The sequence below is a fragment of the Collinsella sp. AM31-2AC genome, from assembly GCF_003469285.1.
In the GTDB taxonomy this organism is placed as follows: Bacteria; Actinomycetota; Coriobacteriia; order Coriobacteriales; family Coriobacteriaceae; genus Collinsella; species Collinsella aerofaciens_AT.
Window position 1 is genome coordinate 90,660 of record NZ_QSJB01000009.1, and the last position, 14,633, is coordinate 105,292.

The 14,633-nt window shown below is 61.0% G+C and carries 11 protein-coding genes; 5 read left to right on the forward strand and 6 right to left on the reverse strand.

Annotated elements, in window-relative coordinates; all coding sequences use genetic code 11:
• The first annotated feature begins 125 nt into the window (after positions 1-125).
• Both glf and DW796_RS05815 read left to right on the forward strand, forming a co-directional pair.
• A complete protein-coding gene (gene glf, locus DW796_RS05810; protein WP_118094540.1) occupies positions 126-1,328 on the forward strand; it encodes a UDP-galactopyranose mutase in 1,203 nt (400 codons plus the stop codon).
• Positions 1,321-2,352, forward strand: a complete 1,032-nt coding sequence (locus DW796_RS05815) for a glycosyltransferase family 2 protein (RefSeq protein ID WP_118094541.1) — start codon at positions 1,321-1,323, stop codon at positions 2,350-2,352. The genes glf and DW796_RS05815 overlap by 8 nt, the downstream gene beginning before the upstream one ends.
• Positions 2,353-2,724: 372 nt before the next feature.
• Here the strand turns inward: DW796_RS05815 and DW796_RS05820 are convergent, their stop codons facing one another.
• From DW796_RS05820 to DW796_RS05830, 3 genes are all read right to left on the reverse strand, one after another.
• Positions 2,725-3,726, reverse strand: a complete 1,002-nt coding sequence (locus DW796_RS05820; protein WP_118094542.1) for a P1 family peptidase — start codon at positions 3,724-3,726, stop codon at positions 2,725-2,727.
• 100 nt (positions 3,727-3,826) lie between these two features.
• Positions 3,827-4,408, reverse strand: a complete 582-nt coding sequence (locus DW796_RS05825; RefSeq protein ID WP_118094543.1) for a nucleoside triphosphate pyrophosphatase — start codon at positions 4,406-4,408, stop codon at positions 3,827-3,829.
• On the reverse strand, positions 4,405-4,947 hold the full coding sequence (locus tag DW796_RS05830; RefSeq protein ID WP_117655326.1) for a DJ-1 family glyoxalase III: 543 nt from the start codon (positions 4,945-4,947) through the stop codon (positions 4,405-4,407). Before DW796_RS05830 ends, DW796_RS05825 begins: the two co-directional genes overlap by 4 nt.
• A 626-nt stretch (positions 4,948-5,573) precedes the next feature.
• On the opposite strand from DW796_RS05830, the gene DW796_RS05835 reads away from it, so the two are divergent.
• The 3 genes from DW796_RS05835 to DW796_RS05845 all read left to right on the forward strand — a co-directional run bounded on the left by DW796_RS05835 (position 5,574) and on the right by DW796_RS05845 (position 9,586).
• The gene (locus tag DW796_RS05835) at positions 5,574-6,554 is read left to right on the forward strand and encodes an EamA family transporter (RefSeq protein ID WP_117635390.1); all 981 of its coding nucleotides are present in this window, start codon (positions 5,574-5,576) and stop codon (positions 6,552-6,554) included.
• Between the two features lie 121 nt (positions 6,555-6,675).
• Entirely contained in the window at positions 6,676-8,106 is a 1,431-nt protein-coding gene (locus tag DW796_RS05840) for a 6-phospho-beta-glucosidase (RefSeq protein WP_118094544.1), read from the forward strand.
• A 31-nt stretch (positions 8,107-8,137) separates the two neighbouring features.
• On the forward strand, positions 8,138-9,586 hold the full coding sequence (locus DW796_RS05845) for a PTS transporter subunit EIIC (RefSeq protein WP_118094545.1): 1,449 nt from the start codon (positions 8,138-8,140) through the stop codon (positions 9,584-9,586).
• 175 nt (positions 9,587-9,761) lie between these two features.
• On the opposite strand, the gene DW796_RS10765 is transcribed toward DW796_RS05845, so the two are convergent.
• The 3 genes from DW796_RS10765 to ppk1 all read right to left on the reverse strand — a co-directional run bounded on the left by DW796_RS10765 (position 9,762) and on the right by ppk1 (position 14,053).
• A complete protein-coding gene (locus DW796_RS10765; RefSeq protein WP_199407134.1) occupies positions 9,762-10,040 on the reverse strand; it encodes an IS3 family transposase in 279 nt (92 codons plus the stop codon).
• 177 nt (positions 10,041-10,217) lie between these two features.
• Complete coding sequence (gene rlmD, locus DW796_RS05855; protein WP_118094546.1) at positions 10,218-11,546, reverse strand: 23S rRNA (uracil(1939)-C(5))-methyltransferase RlmD; 1,329 nt, start codon at positions 11,544-11,546, stop codon at positions 10,218-10,220.
• Between the two features lie 98 nt (positions 11,547-11,644).
• Entirely contained in the window at positions 11,645-14,053 is a 2,409-nt protein-coding gene (gene ppk1, locus DW796_RS05860) for a polyphosphate kinase 1 (RefSeq protein ID WP_118094547.1), read from the reverse strand.
• Positions 14,054-14,633 lie beyond the last annotated feature (580 nt).

The window sequence follows — 14,633 nt, forward strand, 5'->3', positions numbered from 1 at the left end:
CTTTCCTTGTGTGGCAAGCTCATTATAGGACGCATTAGCGCTATAATCGCTCTGATAAATATGTCTCGAAGAATGTTCGAGAAAAGCCCAGCTAACGAGCCCGTGGCTTTTGACAAGGAGTATCGATGCAGATTACCTCAGGCCTGCCTGAAGGCTTTAACGCCGGCGCGTACGACATGATTGTCGTCGGTGCTGGATATGCCGGTGCCGTTTGCGCCCGCCGTCTTGCCGAGACCATCGGCTATCGTGTTGCCGTTTTGGAGCGCCGTAGCCACATTGCGGGCAATGCCTATGACTGCACTGACGAGGCCGGAATCCTGATCCACGAGTACGGTCCGCATATCTATCACACCTTTAACGAGCGCGTGCACAATTTCCTGTCGCGCTTTACCAAGTGGACGGATTATCAGCACAAGGTGCTCGCCAACATCAACGGCACCCTTATGCCCGTGCCCTTCAACCATGCGAGTCTCAAGCTCGCCTTTGGTGACGAGCGCGGCGAGGAGCTGTATCAGAAGCTCGTGGAGACCTTTGGCAAGGATGTCAAGGTGCCCATTATGGAGCTGCGTAAGAAGAACGACCCCGACTTGGCCGAGGTCGCCGATTACGTCTACGAGAACGTCTTTTTGCATTACACCATGAAGCAGTGGGGCCAGACGCCCGATCAGATCGACCCCTCGATCACCGGCCGCGTTCCCGTCTTTGTGGGCGATGATGACCGCTACTTCCCGCAAGCTCCCTTCCAGGGCATGCCGCAGGAGGGCTACACGGCGCTCTTTGAGCACATGCTCGACCACGACCTGATTGACGTGTTCTGCGACGTGGACGCCCGCGATCTCTTTGAAATCGACGAGACCACCGTCAAGATCGATGGCAAGGTCTACGGCGGCGAGATTGTCTATACCGGTCCTCTCGATGAGCTGTTCAGCCTCGACTTGGGTGCGTTGCCGTACCGCACGCTCGATATGAAGTTCGAGACGCTCGATATGGACCAGTTCCAGCCCGTGGGCACCGTCAACTACACCACGAGCGAGGACTACACGCGTATCACCGAGTTCAAGAACATGACTGGCCAGGTCCTGCCCGGCAAGACCACCATCATGAAGGAGTATTCCAAGGCCTATACGCCCGGCTCGGGCGAGACGCCCTATTACGCCATTCTGGAGCCCGAGAACCGCGAGCTCTACGAGCGCTATCTCGAGCGCGTCCAGAACTTGACGAACTTCCACCCGGTGGGTCGTCTGGCCGAGTATCGTTACTACGATATGGATGCCGTGACCAACTCCGCCCTCGATCTTTCGGATGAGATTATCGCCTGCCATGCATAAAGTCATAACATTCGGTATTCCCTCGTATAACGCCGCCAAGGACATGGACCATTGCATCACCTCCATTCTGGAGGGGAGCAATTATGCCACCGACATCGAGATTATCATCGTCGATGACGGTTCCAAGGACGAGACGGCCGCTAAGGCCGACGAGTGGGAGGCGCGTTACCCTGGCATTATCCGCGCGGTGCATCAGGAGAACGGCGGCCACGGTATCGCCGTCCTTTCGGGCTTGCGCGAGGCGCAGGGCACCTACTACAAGGTTGTCGACTCGGACGACTGGCTTGACGGCGCTGCCCTTTCGACCATGCTTTCGATCCTGCGTGGCTTTGAGGAGCGCGACCAGCGCGTTGACCTGTTTATCTCGAACTACGTGTACGAGAAGGTTTACGAGGGCACGCATACCGCTATCGGTTACAAATTTGCCCTGCCGCGCAAAAAGATCTTTTCCTGGGATCAGATCGGTCATTTCCGCCTGGACCAGAACCTACTCATGCACAGCCTGTGCTATCGCACGGATGTGCTGCGCGAGTCCAACCTTCCCATGCCGCCGCACACGTTCTATGTGGACAACATCTACGCCTACGTACCGCTGCCGCGTTGCAAGACCATGTACTACGCCGACATCGACCTCTACCGCTACTTTATCGGTCGCGAAGGTCAGAGCGTCAACGAGGCAACGATGGTCAAGCGTCTGGACCAGCAGTTCCGTGTTACGCGTATCATGATGGAGTCGTACCACCTGTACAGCGATGTCGAGTCGTCGCGTCTGCGCTCGTACATGATGGGTTATTTCACTATGATGATGGCGATCTGCTCGGTGCTCACCAAGCTTTCCGACGAGGATTGCGCCGACGAGCGCCTGAAGACGCTGTGGGCGGACCTGAAGGCCTACGATGAGCGCATGTATCGTCGTGCTCGCTACGGCGTGGTCGGCTTCTTCACCAACCTCCGCGGTCGCGCTGGCGACAAAACCACACTCGGCCTATACCGTCTTGCCTCAAAGATCTTCAAATTCAACTAGCTGCTGAGTAATCGCTGCTGATAGGTTGACTGGGCCCCTTGGCCTTTAGTTTGCTACTGCGAACAGTCCTGCTCGCACGGAAAGCACATTAAGTGCTTTCCGGCTCGTGCGGAACTTGTAGCAAACTAAAGGCCAAGGGGCCTCTGCTATAAGAATCGATTGTCAGGTTATTTGAATTTGAAGATCTTCGACGCGCGGTACATAGGGGCCTGGGCTGAAAAGAATCTGGTTGGTAGGTTGCCCGGTGGGGTTTGGTTATGTTTGTCGCGAGTTCCGCACGAGCCGAAGAGCACTTAATGTGCTCTTCGTGCGAGCCAGGACTGTAGAGCAGCAAACATAACCAAACCCCACCGGGCAACCGGACGAGCTGGTTTACTTTGCGGCGCCAGGTATGCCGTGGGAGGTTTTGGCGTTTTTGGCTCCGTTTACGATGGCGGTCTGTAGGGCCCTTACGGCGAGCATGCCCAGCAGGTCTAGGGGAACGGCAGCGCTTGCCTGGGCGCCCAGTTTGCCGCTGGCAAGGGTGTAGATGGTGTCGCCGTCGTTGGTGGTATGCGTGGGGCGAATGGCGTGCGCGTAGGCGTCTGCTGCCATCTGGGAGACCTTGGTGGCCTGGGCCTTAGTGAGTTCCACGTTGGTGACGATGCAGCTGATGGTGGTGTTGGTGCGGTTGAGCGGCATCTGCATAGAGCCGGCGGCGGCAAAAGCGGCGAGCTCCATGTCGACGATCTGGTCGCTATCGGCTGCGGCGCGCATGCCGGCTACCCACTCGCCCGTGGTCGGGTCGACGACGTTGCCGCAGGCGTTGACCGAGACCACGGCACCCACCTTGACAGGGCCGAGCGCCACGGCGGCAGCGCCAAGGCCGGCCTTCATGCAGGTGGCGGGGCCCATGAGCTTTCCTACGGTAGCACCGGTGCCGGCACCCACATTGCCCTGCTCGAGTGTGGTGGGGGTGTTGTCGAGTGCCTCGCGCACGGCGGCGATGCCGGCTTCTATGTCGGGGCGCACGGTGGGATCGCCAAAGGCGAGGTCGAAGATGCAGCTGGAGCACACGATAGGCACCTGCGTGGGGCCGACGGGAAGGCCGATGCCGCGGCTCTCGAGCTCGCGGGCGACGCCGCTTGCGGCCTCCAGACCAAAGGCCGATCCGCCCGAAAGGCAGACGGCGTGGACCTTGTCGACGGTGTTCTCGGGTCGCAGCAGGTCGGTTTCGCGCGATGCTGGAGCACCGCCGCGAACGTCAACGCCGCCGGTGGCGCCCTCGGGTGCCACGATTACGGTGCAACCGGTGCCGGCCTCCTCGTCCGTATAGTTGCCATAGCAAAAGCCATCGACATTGCAAACATCGATGGCTTCGAGCAGCGTGTCCATTTTTTCTCCTATCGGTTTTCCGCCGGGCCTTATGCCCGGTCGGGATCCGTACGGTACGGCAAAATTGTAGGCGCTGGGGGATACCCAGCGCCAGATGCAATTACGAGAGTTTTTGAATCGCGCGTGCGACGCGAGCGATGGGCAAGCCCACCACGTTGTAGAAGTCGCCCGAAATGTCATGCACGAGCATGCGGCCGCCTGTGCCCTGGATGCCGTAGGCGCCGGCTTTGTCCATGGGCTCGCCCGAGGCGACATAGTGCTCGATCTGCTCTTCGGTAAGCTCATAGAACGTCACGTCGGTCACATCGACAAACGACAGACTCTCGGCGGCATGCGGAGCTGTAGCGTCGCCGGCTTTAACGATGCAGACGCCGGTCGCAACCTGGTGCGTGCGGCCCGAAAGCTCGCGGAGCATGGTGCGCGCCTCGTCCTCGTTTGCCGGCTTACCCAAAATCTTGCCATCGAAGGTGACGATGGTATCGGCCGCGACGGTCAGCTCATTGGGCTCGGCATGCTCGGCGGCGACGGCAGCGGCTTTGGCACGCGCCAAACGCTCGACGAGCGTAAGCGGAGCTTCGCCATCAAAGGGCGTTTCATCGATATCTGCGGGAATCACGCGAATGTTGTAGCCTGCCTCGTGCATCAGCTCAATGCGGCGCGGCGATTGCGAAGCCAAGATCATAGTTGGATGCCCTCGGCGACCTTCTCGACGGCCTTGTCACCGGCGAGCGTGCGCAGCAGCTCCAAGGCAAAGGGGAGTGACTGCGCCATGCCGCTGGCAGTGATGATATTGCCGTCTTGCGTGACCTTCTCGCCGGTATAAGCTCCCTCGGGGAAGCTCTTCTCAAAGCCAGGGAAGCATGTGGCGCGGCGCCCCTCGAGTAGACCAAGCTCGCCCAGGATAAACGGGGCGGCGCAGATGGCGGCAACGTGCTTGGTCGCGGCGAAATCGCAGACTACGTCGCAGACGCGCTGGTCGGCGCGCAGGTTGGTGGCACCGGGCAGGCCGCCGGGCAGCACGACGCAGTCGTACTCGTCAAAGTTGATCTCGTCAAAGAGGGTATCGCAAGTCACGGGAATCTGCAGCGAGCTTACGACCTCGCGCGTGGGCATGATCGAGACGAGCGTGGCGCGCACGCCGCCGCGACGCATGACGTCGACCATGGTCAGGCATTCAATCGTTTCAAAGCCATCGGCGGCGAGAACGGCAACGCTGGGCATGAGAGTTCCTTTCGTAAGGCGGCATACAATTAGCCGTCTTATACCCCGAAGACCTCCGCTTGCCACGCTCGATTTTCCATTGTTTAAAAAGGGACGGGGCTATTTTAGCTACCCCACTTGCAGGGTAGCTAAAATAGCCCCGTCCGAATTAGCTACCCTCACCCATCCTCAACAATCTCAATCTGTAACATCTAGACCCACTTTTGACCCCTAACTGTTACAGATCAAGACAAACGGAAACCGCCCCGACAAAACGTCTAAATCTGTAACATCTACGGACCAAAACCGGGTCTTACTGTTACAGATCGAGACAGCCCCCAACAGCACCGCCCCGTTCGGGGAACGACCGCCACAGGTACGGCGGGCAGAGGCTCGCTTTTTTCCTCGGTTTTTCTTGACAGAATCTCACCTGTTGTAGTACATTGTCCCAGTCTAAAAACGCGTGGACTTTTCTGGGCGCTAGCCACCTTTTTGCCACGCAACCGAGCAGTCGGTTGCGTGGCTTTTTTCGTCTTGGCAGCAGGTGCCACATGCACCGCCAGAAGACCGCACGAGCCCACCTTCCGACTGCAGGGAACAGACGCACGAGATGTGCGTCTGCAAGACAGCAGACGGAAGGGAGCCGAATGGCAGGAACAAACACAATCAAGCAACAGGCCGCCGGGGCGGGAGCCACGGGCGCGGGACAGGCCAAGGCGGCGCTCCAGGTCTTTGCGGGCGGCGCCTGCTACGGCGCGATGGCCACGACCTACAAGCTCGCCTACGCCGCGGGCTTCACCTCGGCACAGGTGGTGGCGAGCCAAGCGTGGCTCGGCTGCCTCTTCTTCGCCCTCGCCACGCTCGCAGGGCACGCACTCGGGCACCGCTGGCAGCGCGTGGGCTGGAAGCTCGCCCTTAAGCTCATGGGCCTGGGAGCCCTCACCTGCCTCACCTCAATCCTCTACTGCTACGCCATGAGCGTGCTGCCCGCCCCGGTGGCGCTCACGCTCCTCTTCCAGTTCACGTGGCTGGGGCTCGTGTGGCAGACCGTCATGACGCGCCGGCCGCCGAGGCCCCTCCAAGTGGCCTCCGCCCTGGCCATCGTCTTCGGGACGGTGTTCGCGAGCGGCGTTTACAAGACCGGCATCACCGGGTACGACCCCGTGGCCCTGCTCTGCGCGCTGGGTGCGGCCGTGTCCTGCTCCCTCTTTGTCACCCTCTCCGGCAAGGTCGAGGCCCCCTGCTCGTCCGAGCAGCGCGGCGTCATCGTGTGCGCGGGCTCCGTGGTCATGTCGCTCACGGTGTGCCCGGACTACGTCGTCTCGGGCGTCCTCGCCCAGGGCATCCTGCCCTTTGCCGTCATCGCCGGCTTCTTTGGCATGCTCTGCCCGGTCTTGCTCTTCGGCATGGGCTCTCCGCACCTGCCCGCGGGTCTCTCCACTGTCATGGCCGCCGCGGAACTCCCCGCCGGCCTGCTCATAGCCATGATCGTCCTCGGCGAGCCGCTCGGCGTCGTCGAGTGGCTGGGCGTCGCCATCATCCTCGCCGGCGTGTGCCTGGCACAGGTCCCCTCCCTGCTTGGAGGCCGGGAGGCACGTCGCGCCGCCGCAGGACAAGCCGTCGGCTAGTCACCCCTTCACGGGCGGCCCACGCGCATCAGGGAAAGGGCCACGGGCCCGGCGCGTGAGGTCGCAAGGACGTTATAAAGCGTCCCCGCAGAGGTGGGGGCGCCAGAGAGAAGGAGGCACCATGCCATTTCCAAAAGGGTTCCTTTGGGGAGGAGCCACCGCTGCTAACCAATGCGAGGGAGGTTATGACGAGGGCGGCCGCGGCCTTGCCAATGTCGACGTCATCCCACACGGGTCGGAGCGCAACGACGTAAGTCGCGGCCTGAGGCGCATGATCGACTTTGAGCCCGGGTACTACTACCCGGCCCAGACGGGCATCGACTTCTACCACCACTACCGCGAGGACATAGCCCTCTTCGCGGAGATGGGCTTTAAGGTCTTTCGCCTCTCCATTGCCTGGAGCCGCATCTTCCCCAATGGCGACGAGGAGGAGCCCAACGAGGCCGGGCTCGCCTTCTACGAGGACGTGTTCCGCTGCTGCCGCGAGCACAGGATCGAGCCCCTCGTGACCATCACACACTTCGACTGCCCCATCCACCTCGTCAAGAAGTACGGCGCCTGGCGAAACCGCGCCCTCATCGAGCTCTACAAGCGGCTCGTGAAGGTGCTCTTCAACCGCTACCGCGGCCTCGTGCATTGGTGGATCACGTTCAACGAGATGAACATGATCTTGCACCGTCCCTTCATGGGTGCCGGCATCGTCCTCGAGCCCGGGGAGAATGCCCGCGAGGCCGAGTACCGCGCCGCGCACAACGAGCTTGTGGCGAGCGCCTGGGCCACCAAGATCGCCCACGAGGTCGACCCGGAGAACAAGGTTGGCTGCATGCTCGCCGCGGGAAGCTACTACCCCTACTCCTGTCGTCCCGAGGACGTCCGTGCAGCGCAGGTCAAGAACCAGGAGGACCTCTTCTTCGTGGACGTGCAGGCACGCGGGCACTACCCCGGCTACGCGCTCAAGATGCTCGAGCGCGAGGGCATCGACGTGGGCATGACCGCCGAGGACGAGCGCATCCTTGCGGAGAACACCGTCGACTTCATCTCGTTTAGCTACTACTCCTCGCGCTGTACCGCGGGCGACCCCGATTCCGTGGGCGGCGTCGCCGAGGGCAACGCCTTCGCCGGCGTAGAGAACCCCTACGTGCGCACGAGCGACTGGGGCTGGGTCATCGACCCGCTGGGGTTCCGCATCACGATCAACGACCTCTGGGACCGCTACCAGAAGCCGCTCTTTGTGGTGGAGAACGGCCTCGGCGCCTATGACGAGGTGCTTCCCGACGGCACGATCGAGGATGACTACCGCATTGCCTACCTGCGCGAGCACATCGAGGCCATGCGCGACGCTATCGAGCAGGACGGCGTCGAGATGCTCGGCTACACCACCTGGGGGCCGATCGACCTCGTGAGCGCGGGCTCCGGCGAGATGGAGAAGCGCTACGGCTTCATCTACGTGGACCGCGACAACCTGGGCAACGGCACGCTCGAGCGCAGGCGCAAGAAGAGCTTCTACTGGTATCAACAGGCCATCGCCACCAACGGAGGCGACCTGGGCTAACCACCCGGGCAATATCACTAAGGAGAAAATAATGGCTGAAAAATACGACGACCTGGCCAGATCCATACTCGAGAACGTAGGCGGCGCTGAGAACGTCGCCAGCGTCGCGCACTGCATCACGCGCGTGCGCTTCAAGCTCAAGGACGAGTCCCGCGCCAACACGGCCAAGATCGAGGCCCTCAAGGGCGTCATCCAGGTCATCCAGGCCAACGGCCAGTACCAGGTGGTCGTGGGTAACATCGTCGAGGACGTCTACGACGCGGTCCTGGAGGCCGGCAACTTCTCGAGCGGCGCAAGCGCCGACGACGAGCCCCAGGGCGAGAAGACCGTGGCCTCCGTCATCATCGACCTCATCTCTGGCATCTTCCAGCCCATCCTGGGACCGCTTGCCGCCGCAGGCATCATGAAGGGACTGCTTGCCCTCATCACCTACTTCGTCCCGGACTTTGCAAACGACGGCCTCTACACGCTGCTCTACACCGTGGCTGACGGCTTCTTCTACTTCCTTCCCGTCGCCCTGGCGTTCAGTGCCGCGCGCAAGTTCCGCATGAACGAGTTCACCGGTGTGGCAATCGGCGTGGCGCTCCTCTACCCGACGATGGTCGCCCTGACCTCGGGCGAGGCGCTCGGCAGCATCGACCTCGGCGTGGCCGGCACGTTCTCGTGGTACGCCACCGCCCTCGGGCTCCCCATCATCATGCCCGTGTCCGGCTACGTGAGCTCGGTGATCCCCGTCCTTCTCATGGTGTGGTTCGGCTCTATCCTTGAGCGCTGGCTCAAGAGCTGGATGCCGGCTGCGCTCAAGATGTTCCTTGTCCCGCTTGCCACGATGACGGTCTCCATCGTCTTGGGGTACCTCATCATCGGCCCAGTGGCCACCCTCATCACCAACCTGCTGAGCGCGGCGTTCTCGTTCATCTTCCAGCTCCCCGTGGTTGGTTCCGTCCTGGGCAGCGCCCTAGTCGGCGGACTGTGGATGTGCCTCGTCATCTTCGGCTTCCACTGGAGCCTCATCCCCATCTCCATCATGAACCTGAACACCCTCGGCCACGATAGCGTGCTCGCCGCCACCATCGGCCACGGGTTCGCACTCGGAGCGGTCATCTTTGCCATGTACCTCAGAAACAAGGACGAGCGCTTCCGCGGCATCGCCCTTCCCGCGATGATCTCCGCCTTCTTCTTCGGCGTCACCGAGCCGGGCATCTACGGCATCGCCCTCCCCAACAAGCGCGCGTTCGTCGTGGCATGCCTGAGCTCCGCCGTGGGCGGCGCTATCGTGGGAATGACTGGCGCTCTCATGTACATCTCGGGCGGCCTCGGCGTCTTCAACCTGCTCAACTTCATCGACGGGACCCCTGGTGGCGCCGGGATCTCCCATATGATCTTCGCGATCATCGCCTCGCTCATTTCCGCCGTCCTGGCCTTTGTTATCGAGTTCATCACCTACCGACCCAACGACGAGGAGGAAGGCGCCCACTAGCTTGCGCCCTCCTCAATCAGCTCTATGTAATTGAGGAGCAGTTGAGGTGGGTGAGGGCCGAGGGCGATCAAGGTGGCCGCCCTCGGCCCGGGACAACCTGCCAGAAGGCGTTTAGCTTTCTCGGGCGGCGCTGAAATGAACTGCGCCCCGAAACTTAGACGGGTCAATTAGCGGCCTATGCCGCACATGGGGACTGATTCCGGAACTCCTCCGGGGTCAGTCCCTTTTGCTTAACCTGCCTCCTCTTGTTCCAGTGAACGGTGTAGGCGTGGAGGTCCCGCTTGAACTCCTCGAAGCTCCGCCACGTCCGGTTCCTGTAGAACTCGTCCTTCAGGCGCCCGGGCAGCAGCTCCGTCGCAAGAGCTCGCCCTCGCGCGCCGCCGGCCCCGGCCGGGTCCGGGCGCCCTTCGGCCTTCGGTGCGCCCGTATCCCCTGTCGCAAAACTCTGCTGCAAGAGTCCTCAGCGTGGCGTCGTGTTCGACTTTCCCGTCCATAAAGAAGCCCCCCATTTCTAATGTCCAAGAAATGAGGGGGCGGTTCAATTTCGGGACGGGGATTAAATAATCATTCAGAACAAATTTTTTTATCCCCGTCCCAGAAAAATCATCGGGCGTGGTCTTGGGCAAACGGTCTAGTTACGCTTGAGGTGGACGACGGTTTCGCAGTGGAAGGTTTGCGGGAACAGGTCGACTGGCGTGATCTTGACGGGGGAGAAGGTGCCTTCCTCGACAAAGCGTTTGAGATCGCGCGCCAGGGTGGCCGGGTCGCAGCTCACGTAGGCGACATCGCGGGCACTCGTGCTGGCGATAAGGTCGATCGCCTCGGGGGCGAGGCCTGCACGCGGCGGGTCGACCACCAGGACATCGGCGTCCTGGTCGGGGAACTCGCGCACGGCATCGCCGCCGATGACGTCGACGTTATCGAGTTTGTTGATCTCGAGGTTACGGCGCAGGTCGCGCACGGCCGGTCCGTAGGCCTCGACGGCGGCAACAAAGTCGCAGCGGCGGGCGAGCGGCAGGGTAAAGGTTCCAGCGCCGCAATACAGATCTCCGGCAAGTTCGTCTTCCTGGGGGTCGAGTGCCTCCATGACAAGCTCGATTAAAATCTCGGCACCCTTGGTGTTGACCTGGAAAAACGACGGGGCCGAAAGGCGCATCTGGCCGTCGGCGATGTTCTCGGTCCAGGAGCCCTCGCCGGCGAGCATCTCCACCTTGGAGACGCGGCGGGCTTTCTTTTCGCCCTTGCTCATCACGCGCACGATGCTCGTGGGATGAGCGGCGTCCGCCAGCACGCGGGAGACCTGCGAGCGCGGAAAAGAGCCTGTAGGCGTCCAGAGTGCGACCTCGAGTGCCTTGGTACGGCGCGATGCACGAATGCCCACGCGTTCGAGTCCCAAGTCATGGCTGCCGCTTAGATAGTTGAGTGCGCCGACGACCGATTTGAGCGCCTTCGGGAAGCGCTTATCGAACAGCGGGCACGCATCGACGGTCACGATTTTGCTGGGGTCGACACCGTGCATGCCAAGGCGCACGCGACCGTTGACGACGGTCGGTTCGAGCTCGATTTTATTGCGGTAGCCCCAGTCGTCCTTGGTGTGGCAGATGGGCTGTACCAACTCATCGACCTGCTCAGGAGCGAACTTGCCGATGCGCTCGAGCGTGGAGCGCAGGTTTTGCTCCTTGGCGGCGAGCTGTGCCGTGCGTGAGAGATTGCCCCACGAACAACCGCCGCAGATGCCAACGAAGGGGCAGGGGGGCTGAATGCGATCGGGGCTCGGCTCCAGAATCTCGGTCGTGCGGGCGCGCATGAACGACTTGCCGTCCTGTACGACCTCGGCCTCGACGGTGTCGCCTGCCACGGCGCCCTGCACAAAGACGGCCTTGCCGTTGTCGGCGTGCGCCAGCCCGTCGGCGCCGTAGGTCATCGATTCTATAGTGAGCTTCATATCCCTGCCTGTCATTCGTGTTGTTGCTCGCACCATGGTAGCAGGGAAAAGCGCCCCGCATCCGAGGCTTTCCTCAAATGCGGGGCGCTTCTACAAACTGCTTCTACAAACGACTATTTCGTCTTGCCGGTAATGAGCGTCTTAAGACCCAGGCCGATCAGGCCTAGGCCCATGCGCACACGACCGGGGCGATGGCGCTCAATGGCCTTGGTCTTGCCGGCGGGCTTATCGCGACGGGTGCTCGTCTCGGGTGCGGGCTTAGCTGCCTGCGGCTCGGGCTGAGGTGCAGGTGCGGGCTCGGGCTCAATGACGGTCGCCTGGACCTTCTGAACCTCGGGTGTGGCCGGCTGCGGCTTAGGAGCAGGGGCGGGCTTTGCCTCAATGACGGGCTCGGGCGCGGCCTCGGCGTTGCGGTAGGCACGCTCCAGCAGGGCTTCCTGCGAGTTGAAGGGTTTCTTACCCTCTGCGCGCTCCACGGGGACCCAGGTGCCGTCGCTCGTGAGGCTGCGGGCCTTCACGTTGTCGCGCAGCTGCATGCTCATGTACTCGTGCACCAGGGCGCGGCAGGTGGGGTCGAGCACGGGGAAGGCGATCTCCACGCGGTGCTCGGTGTTGCGCGTCATCATGTCGGCCGAGCTCAGATAGATCATGTCCGAGTCCACGCCAAAGGCGTAAACGCGCGCATGCTCCAAAAAGCGTCCGACGATAGAACGGACATGCACGTTCTCGGTCTTGCCAGGAACGCCCGGCTTGAGGCACGAGATGCCGCGGATGATCATGTCCACGCGGACTCCTGCGCACGATGCCTCGGCGATCTTGTCGATGACCTCGCGGTCGGTGAGCGAGTTGAGTTTAAAGAACACGCGGGCGGGCTCGCCGGCGAGGGCGCGCTGGATCTCGCGGTCAAGCCCGCGCATGATGAGCGGTTTCAGTCCGACGGGCGCCACGCCCAGGAAGCGGTAATCGCCGCGCAGGTTGCCCAGCGACAGGTTGCGGAAGAACAAGTTGGCGTCCTCGCCGATGCCGGGATGGGCGGTCATGAGCATAAAGTCGCTGTAGAGCTTGGCCGTCTTCTCGTTAAAGTTGCCGGTGCCCAACAGCGTCAGGCGTGTAAGCGCCATGCCCTCGCGATAGGTGAGCTGGCAGATCTTGGAGTGGCACTTAAAGCCTTCGGAGCCGTAGATGACGGTGCAGCCTGCCTCTTCCAGACGCTCGGCCCACTCGATGTTGTTCTGCTCGTCAAAGCGCGCGCGGAGCTCCATGAGCACCGTGACCTCTTTGCCGTTCTCGGCGGCATCGATCAGCGACTCGCACAGGCGGCTCTGCTTGGCCACGCGGTAGAGCGTGATGCGCAGTGAGATGCACTCGGGGTCGTAGGCGGCCTCGTGCACCAGATCCAGGAAGGGGTTCATAGCCTCATAGGGATAAAAGAGCAGCTTGTCGTGCTGAAGTACCTGCTCGCGGATGGAGCGGGTCATATCGATGGTGGGGTTGGGCTGCGGCTTAAACGGCGTAAAGAGCAGCTCGTTGCGCAGGTACTCGGGAATCTTGCCCTCAATGCCAAAGACATAGCCCAGGTCGAGTGGGATATCGCAGGTAAAAACCGAGCGGCGCGAAAGCTCGAGCGCTTTGCGGATGGTCTTGAGCGTCGCCTTCTCGAGCGAACCGGAGACGGCAAGCACCACCGGCTGCAGGCGCAAACGCTTTTTGAGGATGCGCTTCATGTGCTGGCGGTAATCCTCTTCCTCCTCGACGCCCTCGCCGTCCGGGTCGATATCGGCATTGCGGGTGACGCGGATCAGAGCGCGGTCGAGCGGCTTATAGGAGCCAAAGCAACTGTCCAAGCAGGCAAGAATGACGTCCTCGAGCAAGATGTAGGAGTAGGTGCCGGCGGGCGAGGGAATCTCGACCACGCGGTTCATCGAGGCGGGAATCTCGATAAGGCCCAGCAGACTTTCCTCGTCCGTGACACCGTCCAGTCCGCAAGCTAGATAGAGTGCGCCGTTGCGCAGGTTGGGGAAGGGGTGGCGCGGGTCGATCACCAGCGGCGAGATGACCGGCGACACGTAGGCCTGGAAGTAGCGGGTGACAAAGGTGCGCTCCTCGGGCGTAAGCGAATCGATGCGAGCGCGGTGAACGCCCAGGGCGTTGAGTTTGCCCTCGATGTTCTTAAAAATGGACTCCCAACGGGTAAGGAGCCCGGGCAGCTCTGCCATGACAGCATCGACCTGTTCGGAGGCGGTCATATTGCTCTTGTTGTCGACAGGCTGTTTTTTGAGCTCCGCCAGATCGGACAGGCCGCCCACGCGTACCATGAGAAACTCGTCGAGGTTAGACTCGAAAATCGACACGAACTTTAGACGCTCGAACAGCGGAACGGTCTCGTCGAAGGCTTCGTCAAGCACACGGTTATCAAAGCGCAGCCAGCTGAGCTCTCGGTTCTGCGTGTACGAGAAGTCGCGCGGCGGTTTGCGCAGCTTTGCGGCGGCTTGCTTTTTTTCGATTTTGCTCGGCATATGCATCTGTCCGTTCAGTCCCCGCAGGGGACGGTTGCCTAACACTATTCACTATTGTCTCAATTTAGTCGACTTGTGGCACGGACGTATTGTGCGAACGGTATCTTAACCTACTTCTTACGCTGTCAAGCCATAGAGCTGACGCCCGTCGCGTTGCGAAAAACGGTCTAGATCCTCACTCAACTGCTGAGTATGTGTGAATAAGAATGATAGATAGCTGAATATCATCGAATACAGGCAGAAACACGAACAAGCGTCATTTATATACATAAAACCGTTGTAGATATGCAATTCTTAATCGAAAGATTGGAGTTGTAATTGCGAATGATTTTTGAGAAAAAAGAGCGTTTACCTTAGAAAAGCTACTTTAGAACGCCGAAGTGCATTATGGGGGAATCATATTCGATATACCGTTCATCGAACTTTGTTGACCGTTCGGGGGCGAGGTGGAATTGCGGTTGGAATTTGGATATAACTAGAGCTGTCAGCAAGCAGCACCCGTTACGGAAGGGTGCTGAGAGATTCGGCCGAAAGGCCCGAAAGAAAGGTAGGAGGCCATGACGAAAGGTCTGCACGTGCCTTCCGA